Below are 16,284 nucleotides of genomic sequence, written 5' to 3'. Positions count from 1 at the left end.
CAAATTCGCGTTTCGGACAAGTGTTTACGCGTTAATCGTTAACAAAAGGCCCAAACTGATATAGCGTGGTTGTGTTGACCACTTGAATTCAGATTGGTGCGAGTTGTGAGTCAGACGATCTATGAAAAATACGGCGGGTTCAAAACCATCAGCCGTATCGTAATGACCTTCTATGAATGGGCTTTGGATTCCGACGAAATTGGTGACTATTTCGACGACATCGACATGCCGCGTCTGATCGACCATCAAACCAAGTTTGTGTCATCTCTGGTCGGTGGTCCGGCGTCCTTCAGCGACGAACGGATCGAAGCCGTGCATCGCCACCTGAACATCTCACATAGCGATTTTGATGAGATGAGTGCGTTGTTTGCGCAAGCGCTGGAGCATCACGGGATGGCGCCTCGTGATATCGAGATTGCCTTGGCTGCGATCGAAGAAAAGCGTGGGATTATCGTCGTTCGGACCCCTGCATGAGCATTCTGGCCATCAATGAACATCTGCTGCGCGCCATTGGTGTGGGCGTCGCGGTGCTGCGCGCGTCTGACCTGACCTTTGTGTTCCACAATGGTCCCTTTGCGGAATGGTTCGGCACGCCTGAACCTGGCCAAACGCTGCCTGAGTTCTTCCCGGATCTGGATCTGCGCGAGTTAGAAGACGTCAAGCAATCGGGTCTTCAATACTCGGCCGAGCTTCAGATCAAGCCCAAACGCCGCACATTGATTTTTGCAACGACGGTTTCTCTGGCCAATGGATTGGAAGAACAAGTGCTGGTGGTTGAATTCCAGAACATCACGCGTATCCGCGAGTTGGAAAGCATGATCGACAGCTATTCGACCATGGTTGAACGCAACACCCGAGAGTTGGAGCGCGAGAAAGAGCGCGTCGAGCGCCTGTTGCTGAACCTGATGCCGCGCGCGGTCTATGAAGAGTTCAAGACCTTTGGCGTCGTGACCCCGCAGCTTTACAAAGAAGTCTCGGTTGTGATGCTGGATTTCGTCGGGTTCACGGATTTTGCCGCCAAAACTGACCCGACTGTCACGCTCAGCGAGTTGAACGATATTTTCACGGCCTTTGACCGCATCGTCGAACAGTTCGGGTGCGAGCGTATCAAGACGATTGGCGACGCGTATCTGGCGGTTTCCGGGATGCCGGATGAAACCCCCGATCATGCCACCGCCGTGGCCCATTGCGCAGTGCGTTTCCTGCGCTATCTGGAACGGCGCAACGAAAGCCATCCGCATAAGTGGCAGGCACGTGTAGGGCTGGCCACTGGGCCTGCCGTTGGTTCGGTGGTTGGGGTGCAGAAATATGTTTATGACGTGTTTGGTCCGGCGGTGAATACCGCGTCACGTCTTCAGGTTTTTGCAAAACCTATGCATATCGCGGCGCCGGCCGATATGACCTATGCTTTGATTGACGAATTTCAGATCACCGAAATTGGTCCGGTAGACATCAAAGGCATGGGTGTCATGGATCTGGTCAACGTCACCTCGCGCCTGAGCACGCCGCAAAGAACGCGCTCGTTCTAAGGTTAGTCGTCTTGGGGCACGAGGCCGAGGCCGCGTAAATAAATACCTATGCCGGTCTCCAGCAGGTCTTCGGGAGGGTAGGGTGAAGTGGCGCCTGTGTTGCGGGCAAACAGTTCGACCACCCCATGGCTCATCGCCCAGATATGGGCACTGAACATCGAAGCGGGTGGACGTTTCTCCGGTGGGATGTGACGCGACAGATCTTCGGCAGCCTTTTCGAGAACCCCTTTGGCACGGTTTGCGGCCATCGCCAGTTCGGGGGTGCGGTTGACCGAAATGCCACTTTCGAACATGGCGATGTAATGGCCTGGATGTTTGCGCGCAAAGGCCAGATAGGCGCGACCGGTTGCCTCGAACGCTGCCAGAGCGGACGGCTGACCCTTGTCATAGGCAAATTGCATCAAGTCAGCGAATATTTCAAACCCCTGGCGCGCGGCCTCGGCAATTAGATCCTCGCGCCCCTGGTAATGGCGATAGACTGCCGCTGGGGTCACACCAGCGGTCTTGGCCGCCTCAGACAGGGTGAATCCGGTTGGACCCTTGGCTTCGATCAGCGACAGCGCGGCCTCGATCAAGGCTTGTTTGAGGTTACCGTGATGATAGCCGCGTTTGCTCATGCCCGGGTCATCTTTTTCTGACTGCTTGCCGTCTGGATGCATAGACATAGAGCACACAGCCAGTAGCGTCCAACGGTGATCGGCGTTTGAGGGTCACGCATCCCAAAGTTCCGGTCCACCGCAAATCTTGGGATCGGGTGAGCCTACAGCGCCGGGGTCTTTCTGGTCATAGTTCAGCGCGCTCAGAACAGTGCGGATCGCAGCAAGGCGGGCACGCTTTTTGTCATCTGACCGGACGATAGTCCAGGGAGACCGATCCGTGTGGGACCGGGTCAGTGTTTCCTCGATCGAATTGCTGTACTCGTCCCATTTGTCCAGACCTGCGATATCGATCGGGCTGAGTTTCCATTGCTTTAGCGGGTCTTCCTCACGCGCAAGAAACCGATTCAGCTGTTCTGCGCGACCGACGTTCAGCCAGAACTTAAAAAGTGTAATGCCGTCATTCACAAACCCGGTTTCCAGTGGCAAAACTTGTCGGAAGAAACGCTCGCGTTCTTCGGGCGTGCAAAAGCCAAAGACGTTTTCGACCACGCCACGATTGTACCAACTGCGGTCGAAAAACACGATTTCCCCGGCCGAGGGCAGATGCTGCACGTAACGCTGGAAATACCATTGGCTCCGCTCAGCGTCCGAGGGTTTGCTCAGCGCGACATTTCGCGCACCACGAGGGTTAAGGTTTTCCCTGAACCGTTTGATTGTTCCGCCTTTTCCAGCGGCATCCCGGCCCTCGAATATCAAGGCAATCCGTTGTCCGGTTTCTTTGGCCCAGGCCTGCATCTTAACCAGTTCGATCTGGAGCGCGTCCATCTGATCGAAATACTCATTGGATTTCATCTTCTCTGAGTAGGGATAGCTGGGCGTCAGAATCTCGCCTTTCTTGGCGGTCTCAATCGCTTTGCGAACGTCCTTGGGAGCGTCTTTCTTGAAATACTTTTTGATTGCCCCTTGTGTGGTATGGGTCATCCGCACCTCGCCATAAAATCCATAACTTACTATGGATTACACAAGAGATTAACGCAAACCCGCACGTTCAGCGGCCCGGTCAATTGCTTCAGCAACGGCGTCGGCTGCCACGATCTGTGGCATGTGGCCTATGCCGTCCAACTCCACCAACTCTGCCCCGGGAATCTGCGCCAAAAGGCCCGGGCCGTGCCAATCTAGGCTTACGGTCGTGTCAGCGGTGCCATGCACGATCTCGGTGGGAACGGAAATATCCCCATACCGTGGCTGCAATTCGGTTACTTCATCCAGAAGGTTGGCCATTTGACGGGCGTTGGTGTGCATCGAGTCGCGTCGAATCGTCAGATCGGGGCCAAAATGGTCCGCATATCCTTCAGGGGCGGTTTGCGGTGCAAAAACCTGATCCAATGCATTGTCCACGAACCATTGCGGCACAAAACTGGACACAAAGGGCAAGACAAGCGCATCGCCGACCTTCGTAGACGCCATCTGGTTGAACCCGCTCAACGGTGTTTCCCAGGGGATTGCGGGTGGCGCCATAAGAACCAAGGCAGATAAGTTGTCTGGGCGGGTCACAGCCCAAGCCAATGACACTGATGCGCCATAGCTTTGCCCCGCGACAATCGGTTTTTCAGCCCCCAGTTGCGCCGCGGCTTTTTGTAGAACTTCTGCTTGTTCCTCAATAGTTTCGCCGTTGGGGTTGAAGCTGTCGGAATAGCCCAGTCCGGGCCGGTCGAAGACGATCACCCGATAGCGATCGGACAAGATCGGTGCCAAAGCAAAGGTCATGTCGCGGGTATTGCCGTTCGAACCATGGATCAGGACCACATCAGGGCCTTCGCCCATCACCACGGCGTGGATGCGGATACCGTCGACGTCAACGAACTGGCCCTCGGCAGGAAATGCGATCTCGGCTTCAGCGGTCTGGTGGTAAGACCGCCATAGAGCAAAGCCCCACATCAGCACCAACACCACAAGCAAAAGGACCGCGACACGCATCAGCTTGATCCGGACCTCAGATCGGTTTTCTCGACACCGATCCGTGTGATGTCATACGGGGTGGTTTCGTAGATCTCACTGATCCAGTTGCCATAAAGCAAATGCGCATGGCTGCGCCATCGGTTTTGAGGCGCCCGGGTCGGGTCATCGTCAGGGTAATAGTTCATGGGCACGTTGATCGGCGTGCCATTGGCAACATCGCGGTCGTATTCCTGTTTCAGCGTGTCGCTGTCATATTCGAAATGATTGAATATATAGAGCGCACGATGGGCCGGGTCCTCAACCAGACAAGGCCCAACCTCGTCACTGCCCAAGAGTGTTGTCAGACCTTCCGCTGCGTCGATCTCGGCTTGTTTCATTTCGGTCCAGCGGCTTACGGGAATGACGCAATCATCAGAAAACCCACGCAGAAACGGTGAAGCAGGCACAAGGTTCTGATGTCGGAAACACCCAAAGGCCTTGGCGTCCAGAATGTGTTTTTTCACACCGTGGAAATAGTTGATCATTGCCATTCCACCCCAGCAAACACCGAAAGTGGAGTGTACGTTGGTTTGGGTCCAATCGAAAACTTCGCCCAGCTCTTGCCAATAGGTGACCGCATCAAACTCCAGATGCTCAATCGGCGCGCCGGTGATGATCAAGCCATCAAACTTCTGATCCTTGACCTCTTGGAACGGCTTGTAGAATTCGGCCATATGGGCTGCGGCTGTGTTCTTGGTCTTGTGTTCCGTCATGCGGATCAGAGACAGCTCGATCTGCAGGGGCGTGGCCCCGATCAGACGCGCGAATTGGTTCTCGGTCTGAATTTTCTTGGGCATCAGGTTCAGAAGCCCAATCCGCAAGGGGCGGATATCCTGACGGGTGGCCTGATCTTCGTCCATGACCATAACACCCTCTTGGCTGAGGACGTCAAAGGCAGGCAGGTCGGACGGGATCTTGATCGGCATGAGGGTGGCGTTCCAAAAGTATAAACAAGGCCTGATACTTAGGTCGGGTTGGCGCGAGCCTCAAGGGTGCGTTCGATCAACTCATCGAAATCGCCCGAGTCACGGACCTTGCCAATGTCATCGGCGGTAACCGTAATGCCCCAGTTGTCGGCCATCGCCTGATAGCGCGGCTGACGATGAGCCAACGCACGGGCATAGGTCCAGCGCACGAAGGCATCCGGGTCGACCTCGGACGCGGCACAGTTTTCCTGCTTGAGGTATTCCTCCCACATTTGGTCCAAAAATTCGGCCTGGTAGGACATCGGCTTAGGAGCCTTGTCGAACCGGCGGATCAGTTCTTCGGTGTGGGCGTCATCACCCTGGATCCAGATCATCAGCGTATGGCGCGACAGTTCCGACAGGATCTGATCGTTTGGATCGTCCGGGTTAACCCATTCACAGATCGACCCGCCCGTATCGCAGATAAAATTGGGATAGTGATACAGTCGTTCAGCGCGGTCGATGAAATACTCTGTATCCAACAAGGCATGGATCTCGGCCAGTCGGAATTGCTCTTGCCGGCGGCGGTACTCCGATATCTCTAGCCCGCCCAGATCGGGGTTGCCCGGTTTACCAAGATAGGCCGAAACCGGCGTCAGGTTTTCGAACGAGATATTCGAGCCGATATAGATGGAATCCGACAGCAGAAGTTCACGTAGGAACGGCACTTTCATTGCCTGTGCCTTGGCGTTGTCGGTGATGTATTCGCCCATATAGCGCGTGCCGATGCGGTAATCGATCGAATAGTGAAACCAGTCGCCCGCGTCGCGCAACACGTTCGAGACATAGGTTTTACCAAGCCCCGACATGCCAAAGAACAGCACTTTCTTTCGCGCCGCCTCGCGCCAGTCCTTTGCCGAGTTATAGATCATCTTCCGCAGCCTCTTGTTTTGACCTAGCTAAATCGGGCCGGGCGCGGCGTCAATCTTGTCGGTTGGCACGGCTGAGAAGGATCAGACCGAGGGCCAGAATGGCAAAGCCAAGATAGGCGTTGGGCGACAGCGCCTCATCGCGCAAGGTTGCGCCCAGGACAATCGCCACTGGCGGGATGATCAGGGTGACCAGCATCAGATTGCCGCTGCCCGCTTTGGCCAGCACGCGGTAATAGAGCAGATAGGCGCCCGCGGTGGCGATGATTGAGTAATACCCAATCGCAAGCAGCGCTTGCCAGGGCAACGCAAAGGTCGGTACACCATCTATAGCCAGCGTGATCGGTGCCATCATCAGGGTGGCACTAGTCAACATGCCCGCCGCAGCCACCTGAGGTGGCAGGTCGGTCAGGTGTTTTCGGGCCCACACGGCGGCGCAGGCATAAGAGACGGTGCCCGCAAGTATCGCCAGTTGGGCCAGGCTTGCTGGGTTCAGGCTGGTGAAATTCTGTATCCCTATTGCAATTGACACCCCCAGAAACCCAAGCGTGACACCCAGCAGCCGGAGCGGGGTCAGGCGTTCGTCTTTGAAAAACACCGCCGCCAGCAAAACACCAAATATCGCGGTGGCTGCGTTCAGGATCGAGGTCAGCCCGGTCTCAACATAAAGCTGACCCCAGGCCATCAGGGAAAAGGGTAGCACATTGTTCAGAAATCCCATGACCAGAAAGGCAAAGTAGTGCCGGGCGCTCAGCCTCAACGGGATACGCCGCCAGGCGATGACTGCCCAGAGGATCACACTGGCCCAAACAACACGGTGAAAGACAGATGTGACGACAGGTACCGTATCCAGCGCCACCCGGATCGACAAAAAGGATGCGCCCCAAATCGCACCCAAAAGGATGAGTTCGAACCAGGTTCTTACTGTCAGTGATTTTTGCGAAGCCATGGGCGTGTGTGTCATGGGCAGATCAGATTTGCGACCCGGATCATGTGCAAAAAACCCCGCCGGTTGGGCGGGGTTTTGTTGATGTTATGCCATCTGGTTGAGGTGCTCAGAGCGTAGCTTGAATAGTGTTGAGCACCCTTCGGCACAGGTTCAGAAGCTGAAGCCTACGCGGATCCCAAAGCTTACGGCGTCGTTGCCGCTGAAATCTGCGCGCGCAACGTCTGGTGTGCCGGTTTCTGCGAACGCGTCACCCAGATCTGTGTACCGCAAGCCACCGCTGATCCGCATGTTTTCATGGGTGTATTGCAACCCAACACCAATGCTTCTGAAGCCATTGGTCGGAGCAAGCGGCGATACCAGATCGTCGTCATCCGCTTCTTCATAGCCGAGGTTGACCGAAGCCGCCCAGTTTTCGTTGAAGCGATGCGCCAGGCCCAGGTTGAAGGTGAACGAGTTGTTGAGGTCAATCAACTCGACGCTGGGAAGCGGCCCAACGGCGGTTGTGCTCAACTGTGTCTGACTGTGGTCGGCCCACCGTACGCTGCCGAAAAGAAGCGTGTCTTGGGCAACGCCAGTCTGAAAGTCCAGATTGACCGATTGTGGTGTCTCAACCTCTTGCGTTCCGGTCAGGGTGACCGGGAACAAAGGCGAGCTTTCCGTGGTGTCGAAGTCAAAAGAGATCTTCGACTGATAGGTCAGGGCAACCCGCAGTGCGATATCGGGGATCTCATAGGCGGCACCCAGAACCCAGCCAAAACCTCCCTCGCGATCAAGGTCGATCCCGTAACCCGAGAATGGACCATAAGCCAGGCCTTGCAGCTGGATATTACCCTCAACCTGTTGGTAGCGCACGCCACCGTGCACACTCCAGTTGGGGTCAAACTTGTAGCGCAACAAGGCTGTATAGCTGTCAGATTCGGCAAACGCCTCGGTCCCGCCCAAAAGCAGCGATCCTGGCTGCGTTGGGTTGCCCGACGGCGTGGGATAGCTGATATCCGACCCAAAGGGCTGATCATAGATCAGTGCGGCCGAGAATTGGTCATTGAATTGGTACTTTACCCCCGCACCAACTTGGTTGAAGTCCTGCGCAACGTTCCCTGTGGGCGTTCCGAATGGGTTTTGGTTGGTCAGGTCGGTCCCTTCGACATCCGGGTTGGTCCTCGATACAGAAAACTCTGCATAGTTCCCTTCTTCGAAGATCAGGGTTATCGGTTGGCCGCTGCGATCCAGACCACCTGCCTGCGCTGTTGTCGCTCCGACACACACGGCGCAAGCGCTAAACAGCGCTTTCCTCATATTATTCTCCCTTACACTGTCCAATGCCGGAAAACTGCTCTTGTCTGAGGTCACCCGGCGGTGTTACCGGGCTGTTACTCCCTTATACGTTAAAGTTCCGTCAACTGGTGACCCCGCGTTACTTTGAGGTCTTGACGTTACGGACTGTTGCAGATTCGTTACGATTCTCGGACCGAACATTCAGGTAGATACCCGCAAATATCACAATGGCACCCAACAGGGTCCAGAGGTCGATCGGCTCGTGATACAAGAGCATCCCAACGATCGCGATCGTTGGAAGACGAGCGAAATCAAAAGGGATGACGACCGTTGCGGGCGCAATGGCCAGCGCATTTGTGATGCAGAAATGCGCGAGCAAACCGGCAAATCCAACCAACAAAAGGAAAGGTACGGTACTGGCATTGGGCAGGGTGATCTCACCATCAATGCCCGACGCGACAAGACCCAATATGGCCTGCATCACGGTCAGCCAGAACATAATGCAACCGATGCTGGCAAAGCGGGTCAGCGACTTGGTCGTGATTGTTGTCAGCGCAAAGAATACGGCCGACAGAGCTGCGGTGACCAGTCCAAGACTGATCGGCGCTGTACCGGGTCGCGTAACCATCAGAATTCCGGCAAATCCGATAAGTGCCGCAACAACTTTGAGAGGCGTAAGGCGCTCTTTCAGCAAAAGCGGCGACAATAGGATGACCCAAATGGGCTGCGTAAACTCCAACGCGAAGACCTGGGCCAGTGGGATGACACCAATGGCATAGAACCAAAGGTTCTGCCCGGTGAAATGCAGCACGTTGCGCAGCCCGTGTTGACCAAGCTTTTGGGTGGAAACCTGATGCCACTTTCCGGTGAACGTAAGAACCAGGCAAACAACGCAAACGCCAACAAGGCTGCGATAGAACATGATCTCGAACGTGTCGTGCGTAGCGCTCAATTCGCGCCCAGCCACCGCCATCGACGTAAACGAGGCAATCGCCCCGATCATCCAAAGCCCGGCTTTGGCGATGCTATTCATTTTGCTGAGGTCGTGGCGACCAAGTCCAGCTTGAGTTTCTCTAACAACTCAGCGCCGCTGGCAGCTGCGATTTCGTGGCGACCCCAAGGTTGGAAGTTGTTGAACAGAGGAGGAATATCGGGGCTGCTTGACAGAATAAATTCGTCCAAGCTGGTGCTGTGATCTTCGAAGAAAGATGATGCTTTGATGCGACAGTCGACGGACTTAAGTTTCTCGATCAAAGTATTATGTAGCGCGTCGCTATGAGTTGAAACGAAAACGAAATCTGCTTGTTTCTCGGGCAAGGTTGTCCGGGCATTTTCGAGTATTTCGACCTCATGCGCCTGAATATCCGAATGCAAGATGTCCAAACGATCACACCAGGATTCGTTCGTGAAAGCATCAACAGAGAATTGTTCGTTAGAGACAAAGAACTGAATGAAACTTCCGTCGAAACAAATTTGCTTAAAATTACGTGTTCCAGCCTCGATGTTCTGTTCCTCGGGTTCGACGTTCTCCACAATGGGATCAGTAGGTGTTTCATCTTCGCCCTTGACCAGTCTGTAGCCAAAAGTCTGAGCGATATTCGATGACATTCTGCTCATGATGTGTTCCTCTCAAGAATAGATTGGTAAATCATGGTGCTGCATCAAGCGGTCCTGACGTACCAATGATCCCATCTCGAGATATTTTCCAACACGCGTGTATACCCTTTGCTGCTCAACAGCTCGAATATCTCATCGCCCATTTTTGTGAAATTATGCTCGCAGGTGATGATCTGAATGTCGTGATTCGAGAAATCGAAATTGCTCAGGATTTCATATTCACTGCCTTCAGTGTCGATCGACAGATAATCAATTTGGCGCGGAGCATTATGCCGTTCAAGCAAGTCGTTCAGCGAAACGGATTTGACTTTCAGAACTTGTCCAGATTGCCGGACTTCGGCGTGCTGGTCGCTGCGGGTGAACTCGTTGACTGTCGAAAACTCTCCGTCTTCGACCATGTTGAAATCTAGCAGATCGCCTGTGGTTTTCCAAACGCAGTCAAAGTCTAACGCGGCGGTTCGGTTCTGCTTTAATGCTGCGTGCCACATTGGTGCCGGTTCAGACAGGATCCCTGTCCAGCCAAAGTTCTTTTCAAGAAGATATGTATTGCTCAGACCTAATCCGTCAGTCGCGCCAAATTCCACAAAGTAGCCGCCGGTCTTGAATTTTGTTTGAAGCAAAACAAAAATGTCTTGCTTCAACTGAGCGCGCGATGGCTGTTTGCAGCCCGAAGCTTGCAAAGCGAGATCAAGGAGTTCGGGCACTTCCTCGGAGCGTTTTTCGCTTGCCGTCAGTTCCCGTCGGGTCTGATCGAGTTCAGCTCTAAGCGCAGAAAGCTCGGTTCTAAGTGCAGTTTGTCTATCGGTGAGTTTCCCAATTTTCGTAAGGGAATCGTTCAACTCACCGCGCAACCGGCTAAGTTGTTCTCTGGCGGCATTGGTACGTTTCGACCGAATGATTTCGTGGCCAAATAGTTCGATGCCTTTTTTTATTTGATCGTTCTGCACGCCCAATACCCTCCTTATTTGGTCTCATTCCCACTCGATCGTGCCCGGAGGTTTCGAGGTGATGTCATAGGTGCATCGGTTGATGCCTTTCACCTCGTTGATGATGCGGGTTGCGGTTTCACCGAGGAACTCGTGGCTGAACGGGTAATAATCTGCGGTCATGCCGTCCACCGATGTCACGGCGCGAAGGGCGCAGGCATAGTCATAGGTGCGCCCATCGCCCATAACACCAACTGTGCGGACGGGCAGGATGGCGACAAAGGCTTGCCAGATTTCGTCGTACAGGCCGTGTTTACGGATCTGGTCGATATAGATCGCATCTGCCTCGCGCAGGATCTCCAGCTTGTCGCGGGTGATCTCGCCGGGGCAGCGGATGGCAAGGCCCGGGCCGGGGAAGGGGTGGCGGCCTATGAAGCTGTCGGGCAGGCCCAATTCGCGGCCCAACGCGCGGACCTCGTCCTTGAACAGCTCGCGCAGCGGTTCGACCAGTTTCAGACCCATCTTTTCCGGCAGGCCGCCGACATTGTGGTGCGATTTGATCGTGACCGAGGGTCCGCCCGAGAACGACACGGATTCGATCACATCGGGGTAGAGCGTGCCTTGCGCCAGAAACTCAGCGCCCTCGATCTGATCGGCGTATTTCTGGAACACGTCGATGAACAGCTTGCCGATGATTTTGCGCTTGGTCTCGGGATCGCTTTGGCCTTCAAGCTCGCCCAGAAAAAGCTCGGTCTCGTCCGCATGGATCACTTGCAGGTTCATGTGATCGCGGAACATGCCGACGACTTCAGCAGCCTCGTTCTTGCGCAAAAGCCCGTGGTCGACGAACACGCAGGTCAACTGGTCGCCAATGGCTTCGTGGATCAGCGCGGCCGCGACCGAGCTGTCGACACCGCCCGACAGAGCACAGATGACCTTTTTGTCGCCAACCTGGGTGCGGATCGCCTCGACCATCTGTTCGCGATAGGCGCCCATGGTCCAGTCGCCTGTGAACCCGGCCAGGCGCACGAAGTTTTCATAGAGCCGCGCGCCATTGGGGGTGTGGTGAACCTCGGGGTGGAACTGCACGGCGTAAAAATGCCGGTCAGTGTCGGCTGTAATGGCATAGGGCGCGTTGGGCGAGGTTCCAAAAACCTCAAACCCCGGTGCCAGCTGGCTGACATGGTCGCCATGGCTCATCCAGACCTGCTCGTCGCCGTCTGCGAACCAACCCTCCAGAATATCAAGCGGCTGGCCGGGCGTGACAAAAGCGCGCCCGAATTCTGCGGTGCCGCCACCGCCAGATATCTTGCCACCTTCGACCTTGCCACCCAGTTGCTGCATCATCACCTGTTGGCCATAGCAAATGCCCAGAATGGGCACGCCATAGTCAAAAATCTCTTGCGGTGCACGAGGCGAGCCCTCGCGCGTGACGCTGTCCGGGCCGCCCGAAAAGATGACAGCTTTGGGGGCCATTTGGCGCACAAAATCCATCGTGACATTCTGATAAGGGTGGATTTCGCAATAGACATTCAACTCGCGCAGGCGGCGTGCAATCAGTTGCGTTACCTGGCTGCCAAAGTCGATGATGAGAAGGCGGTCGTGGGTGTCCTGGGTCATGTCTGGCTATTAGGTTGCAAGACTGCGCAGTGCAAGCAGAATGAGCGGCAACTCGCTTTCTATTGGCAGATGCATCATATCGGAGGGTCATATGCCTGAAATTGAACTGAGAAAAGCCGTCCAAGGAGATGCCGCACCTATTCGCGCCTGTATCCAATCGGCCTATGCGGAGGCCCTGCGGGATTTGCCGGATTTGCCGGATGTTTCGGGTGGGGTCGAAGAGGAAATCGCCGCACATGACGTTTATGTTGCAGCGCATGGACAGGACGTCTTGGGTGTAGTCGTTTTCGAACGGGTCGATGACGCAATCATGGTGTTTAATCTGGCGGTCAGTCCGTGGGCACAAGGGCAGGGGTTGGCGAAACGGCTGCTGAAGGTGGCGAAAGATCAGGCTGTTCATGAGGGATTGACGCGTATGGTTCTGAAAACGCATGTCAAAATGACCGCCACACGGGCCATGTATCAGCATATGGGATGGGTGGAAACGGGCGCTGACGGGAACACGGTAACATTGGAAAAGGTCTTGGGCTGAGCTTTGTCACTCAGCGTCATATGTCGCTTTTTCCCCAATAGCGCCGCAATACACCGGCAGAGCGTGTAAGGTGTCCTGTACCACCACGTTCAAATCGTAGCATTCAGAAGCATAAAGGCGGGATATTCGCATGGCTGAAGCAAACACCCGACGCAGAACCAGAGGCGGCGGTGGCGCGGCACGGCGGGCCGAGCGCACTGCAGTCAAGATCGAGACTGCGAAATACATCGAACGCAATATTCCCAATTTCGAGGTTCTCAACGACGAAGCGCTTGAGATCATCGAGGCAAATGCCGAAACGGTACTGGCCGAGATCGGGGTCAATTTCGTTGATAACCCGGCCGCACTTGAACGTTGGCGCGATGTGGGGGCCGAGATTGAAGGCGAGCGTGTGCGCATTCCGCGCGGACTGGCACGTGAGTTGATCAAGACAGCGCCCAGCAGCTTTACGCAACATGCCCGAAACCCAGAGAAATCCGTTGTTGTCGGTGGCCGCAACCTGGTTCTGGCACCGGTATACGGCCCTCCCTTTGTGCGCGATGCCCAGGGTGGTCGGCGCTATGCGACGATGGAAGATTTCAACAAATTCGTGAAGCTGGCCTATATGTCCAAATGGCTGCACCATTCGGGCGGGACAGTGTGCGAACCCACCGATGTGCCGGTGAACAAGCGCCATCTGGACATGTTGCTGGCGCATATGACGCTTTCCGACAAGCCCTTCATGGGCTCGGTCACCGATCCAAGCCGTGCGCAGGATTCGGTTGAGATGTGCGAAATCCTGTTCGGCAAAGAGTTCGTACAGAACAACACGGTGATGACCTCGCTGATCAACATCAACTCGCCCATGACCTTTGACGATATCATGATGGGCGCGCTTGAGGTTTATGCCAAGAACAATCAGGCCTGCATCGTGTCGCCCTTTATCGTGGGTGGCGCAATGGCTCCGGTCTCGGTTGCGGGGACACTGACGCAGGTTCTGGCCGAGGTTTTGGCGGGTGTGGCTTATACACAGATCATTCGTCCGGGTGCGCCTGTAATCTTTGGGGCATTTGTATCTTCGATCGACATGAACTCGGGTGCGCCGACCTTCGGAACACCCGAAGCGTCGCACGTGACCTATGGCGCGGGTCAACTTGCGCGGCGTCTGGGTCTGCCGTTCCGGTCTGCTGGGTCGTTCTGTGGCTCGAAACTTCCCGATGCGCAGGCCGCCTATGAAACAGCGAATTCGCTGAATATGGGGCTGATGGCAGGTGTGAATTTCATGCTGCACGCGTGTGGCTGGCTTGAAGGCGGTCTGGTCGCCGATTTTGAGAAATTCGTCATGGATGCCGACCAGTTGGGCGTGTTGCACGGGCTGGCCAAAGGTGTGGCCTATGACGAAAATGCTCAGGCCATGGATGCGATCCGCGAGGTTGGTCCCGGCGGGCACTATCTGGGATGTGCCCACACACAGGCCAATTTCAAGGAAGCTTTCTGGAAAACCGACCTGTTGGATTACAAGCCGTTCGAGACCTGGGAAGAAGAGGGCGCGCGCGATACGCGAGCGCTGGCCTCGGCGCGGGTTGAGCATCTGCTCGCCAACTATAAGCAACCGCAGATGGACCCAGCCATTCAAACCGCGCTCGAAGCTTATGTGGCCGATAAAAAGGCCTCGATGCCCGACGCGTTCACCTGATCAGGCGTAATGCGAGGCGCGGCTGGCCTGATACAGCTGCGCTTCGCCGATCAAAGCGATCAATATGTCCAAATGCCTGACCAGCGAGTAGGCCGCATCCTCATCTTGCCGCAGGCCATTCACGTCCCGCTCCACCTCGATCAAACGCATCAGCGCGGCACCCGTTGATGGCAGGGGCCCATACCCCAGAACACGTTGCAAATGCCGTTCGCGATCATAATCCTGGGCGCCGATCTTAGCCGCGCGGGTCAAAAGACGGGGGCGGCGCAATGCTGAAATCATGGTCATCAAGTCCTGCATGGGAAGGCTCCTGTGGGTCAGAATGTCTCTGGCCATGTTGTTGCACAACCTAAGCGGGTGTTGCCTTGTCCAGCCTCGCCCCGAACGTTGGTTTCACGAGTGTTTATCTTTTTGAACCAATTCTGCTCCCTGTCGTCCGAGATTAACGAACGAGTAACGAAAGCACCTCTAGTTAGATTTGGTTAACTAAGAATCCGGCGACAGAGATTGGCATTTTGGCTTGTCGACGAGGGCAAATAAATATGGAAAACAGCATGGCTTTCACCGTTCCTGCATGGGTCCCGGAAGGGGCGCAGCGATACCTAGCACATACCGAGTCGGGGCGATCGATCAGGGATATTGCGCGAACCGAGGGGTGCCATGCCTCGACTATTCTCAGGCAAATCCGGCGTATTGAAATGCGTCGGGATGATCCCTCGGTGGATGCGGCCCTTCAGCGGTTGGCAGATACGCATTTTACCGACGAACCGGGGCAGGTGGCAGGATCACATATGTATGGCGCCGACGCGGATAATCCGCTTGCCGCCTATGATGAAGAGTTCGACCGCGAGGCTTTGCGCGTATTGCGCCGCATGTGTGAAACCGGCGCTGTACTTGCTGTTGCCGAAGATATGGACAAGGCTGTGGTCGTCCGTGACAACGGGGACGGTGGCACCACAAAAACGGCGGTTGTGGAATGCAAGATAGCACAAGCGCTGGCGCTTAAGGAATGGATAACCTGCGACAATCCCGGTCGTATTTCGCGCTATCGGATTTCGACTTCCGGCCGCGCGGCGCTCAGCCATCTGGTGGCTGAGGCGGAAAACCGTGCAAGGTCGCGAAATGAACTTGGCATGGCCGAGGCACAGGCTGATTTCCTGCCATTCAACGCCAAGTCCGCGTCTGCTCCCGGACGACCGAAAAAGCTCGCGCGCGCCCGATACAGCTCGGCTGAAAGCCCGCTGATCGCGTTGGCGCGACGGCGTGACAGGGATGGCAAACCGTTTCTGGACGACAGTCTGGTCACTGCGGGAGAGCGCTTGCGTGAAGACTTTGAGCTGGCTCAGATCGGCCCGAAAGTAGCACAGAATTGGGAGCATTTTCTGACCGCCGGGACAGGTTCGCGGAACGATGGACAGCTGTCCGGCGCTCAAGGTTCAAGCGGCGCCCGCGATCGTGTTGTTGCCGCGCTGTCAGATCTGGGGCCGGGGCTCAGCGATGTTGCGCTGCGCTGCTGCTGTTATCTGGAAGGGTTGGAATTGTCGGAAACACGCATGGGTTGGTCGGCGCGATCCGGCAAGATCGTGCTGCGCATCGCCTTGCAGCGCTTGAAACGGCATTACGAAGACCAGGCTGAGCCGGACCGATTGATTGGTTGATCTCGGGGGGCTGCTAAACGCATAGCGGCCATGCGTCGCTGGGCTGGAGGTGAGGCTTGCACTATGTTAGGC

The 16,284-nt window shown here is 55.6% G+C and carries 17 protein-coding genes; 5 read left to right on the top strand and 12 right to left on the bottom strand.

The genetic code is table 11. The features are described 5' to 3' along the window. Positions 1-105: 105 nt before the first annotated feature. Positions 106-474 (top strand): group 1 truncated hemoglobin, encoded by a 369-nt coding sequence (locus GOV38_RS03370; RefSeq protein WP_171099253.1) that lies wholly within the window; start codon positions 106-108, stop codon positions 472-474. Then, entirely contained in the window at positions 471-1,529 is a 1,059-nt protein-coding gene (locus GOV38_RS03365) for an adenylate/guanylate cyclase domain-containing protein (protein ID WP_171098661.1), read from the top strand. Before GOV38_RS03370 ends, GOV38_RS03365 begins: the two co-directional genes overlap by 4 nt. A 2-nt stretch (positions 1,530-1,531) precedes the next feature. Here the strand turns inward: GOV38_RS03365 and GOV38_RS03360 are convergent, their stop codons facing one another. The 11 genes from GOV38_RS03360 to guaA all read right to left on the bottom strand — a co-directional run bounded on the left by GOV38_RS03360 (position 1,532) and on the right by guaA (position 12,347). Next, positions 1,532-2,146 (bottom strand): TetR/AcrR family transcriptional regulator, encoded by a 615-nt coding sequence (locus GOV38_RS03360; protein WP_171207616.1) that lies wholly within the window; start codon positions 2,144-2,146, stop codon positions 1,532-1,534. 93 nt (positions 2,147-2,239) lie between these two features. Continuing rightward, positions 2,240-3,109: a polyphosphate kinase 2 gene (gene ppk2 / locus GOV38_RS03355; RefSeq protein ID WP_171207615.1), complete on the bottom strand. Its 870-nt coding sequence runs from the start codon at positions 3,107-3,109 to the stop codon at positions 2,240-2,242. Positions 3,110-3,157: 48 nt separating this feature from the next. Continuing rightward, positions 3,158-4,105 (bottom strand): alpha/beta fold hydrolase, encoded by a 948-nt coding sequence (locus GOV38_RS03350; RefSeq protein ID WP_171207614.1) that lies wholly within the window; start codon positions 4,103-4,105, stop codon positions 3,158-3,160. Then, positions 4,105-5,052 carry a homoserine O-succinyltransferase gene (metA, locus tag GOV38_RS03345; protein ID WP_171098667.1) on the bottom strand — a complete coding sequence of 316 codons (948 nt, stop codon included), beginning with the start codon at positions 5,050-5,052 and terminating at the stop codon, positions 4,105-4,107. The genes GOV38_RS03350 and metA overlap by 1 nt, the downstream gene beginning before the upstream one ends. Positions 5,053-5,090: 38 nt before the next feature. Continuing rightward, entirely contained in the window at positions 5,091-5,963 is an 873-nt protein-coding gene (locus GOV38_RS03340) for an ATPase (RefSeq protein WP_171207613.1), read from the bottom strand. Positions 5,964-6,012: 49 nt separating this feature from the next. Then, on the bottom strand, positions 6,013-6,924 hold the full coding sequence (locus GOV38_RS03335; protein WP_254430434.1) for a DMT family transporter: 912 nt from the start codon (positions 6,922-6,924) through the stop codon (positions 6,013-6,015). Between the two features lie 135 nt (positions 6,925-7,059). Then, the gene (locus GOV38_RS03330) at positions 7,060-8,205 is read right to left on the bottom strand and encodes an OmpP1/FadL family transporter (RefSeq protein ID WP_171129193.1); all 1,146 of its coding nucleotides are present in this window, start codon (positions 8,203-8,205) and stop codon (positions 7,060-7,062) included. 118 nt (positions 8,206-8,323) lie between these two features. Next, positions 8,324-9,217: a DMT family transporter gene (locus GOV38_RS03325; RefSeq protein WP_171207612.1), complete on the bottom strand. Its 894-nt coding sequence runs from the start codon at positions 9,215-9,217 to the stop codon at positions 8,324-8,326. Further along, positions 9,214-9,801, bottom strand: coding sequence for a hypothetical protein (locus GOV38_RS03320; RefSeq protein ID WP_171207611.1), 588 nt, complete (start codon positions 9,799-9,801; stop codon positions 9,214-9,216). The genes GOV38_RS03325 and GOV38_RS03320 overlap by 4 nt, the downstream gene beginning before the upstream one ends. 44 nt (positions 9,802-9,845) lie before the next feature. After that, positions 9,846-10,748, bottom strand: coding sequence for an FkbM family methyltransferase (locus GOV38_RS22515; protein WP_171207610.1), 903 nt, complete (start codon positions 10,746-10,748; stop codon positions 9,846-9,848). A gap of 24 nt (positions 10,749-10,772) precedes the next feature. Then, entirely contained in the window at positions 10,773-12,347 is a 1,575-nt protein-coding gene (guaA, locus tag GOV38_RS03310) for a glutamine-hydrolyzing GMP synthase (RefSeq protein WP_171098673.1), read from the bottom strand. Positions 12,348-12,438: 91 nt separating this feature from the next. Between guaA and GOV38_RS03305 the strand changes: the two genes are divergently transcribed. Continuing rightward, positions 12,439-12,879, top strand: coding sequence for a GNAT family N-acetyltransferase (locus GOV38_RS03305; RefSeq protein ID WP_171207609.1), 441 nt, complete (start codon positions 12,439-12,441; stop codon positions 12,877-12,879). 130 nt (positions 12,880-13,009) lie between these two features. After that, entirely contained in the window at positions 13,010-14,554 is a 1,545-nt protein-coding gene (locus tag GOV38_RS03300; RefSeq protein ID WP_171207608.1) for a trimethylamine methyltransferase family protein, read from the top strand. On the opposite strand, the gene GOV38_RS03295 is transcribed toward GOV38_RS03300, so the two are convergent. Next, positions 14,555-14,854: a DUF6477 family protein gene (locus tag GOV38_RS03295; protein WP_171207607.1), complete on the bottom strand. Its 300-nt coding sequence runs from the start codon at positions 14,852-14,854 to the stop codon at positions 14,555-14,557. A 242-nt stretch (positions 14,855-15,096) separates the two neighbouring features. Here GOV38_RS03295 and GOV38_RS03290 point away from each other — a divergent pair, with 242 nt between their 5' ends. Beyond that, entirely contained in the window at positions 15,097-16,212 is a 1,116-nt protein-coding gene (locus GOV38_RS03290) for a DUF6456 domain-containing protein (protein ID WP_171212967.1), read from the top strand. Positions 16,213-16,284 lie beyond the last annotated feature (72 nt).

The sequence above is a fragment of the Ruegeria sp. HKCCA5839 genome, assembly GCF_013035585.1.
GTDB lineage: Bacteria > Pseudomonadota > Alphaproteobacteria > Rhodobacterales > Rhodobacteraceae > Ruegeria.
This window is presented reverse-complemented; position numbering and strand designations above follow the sequence as displayed.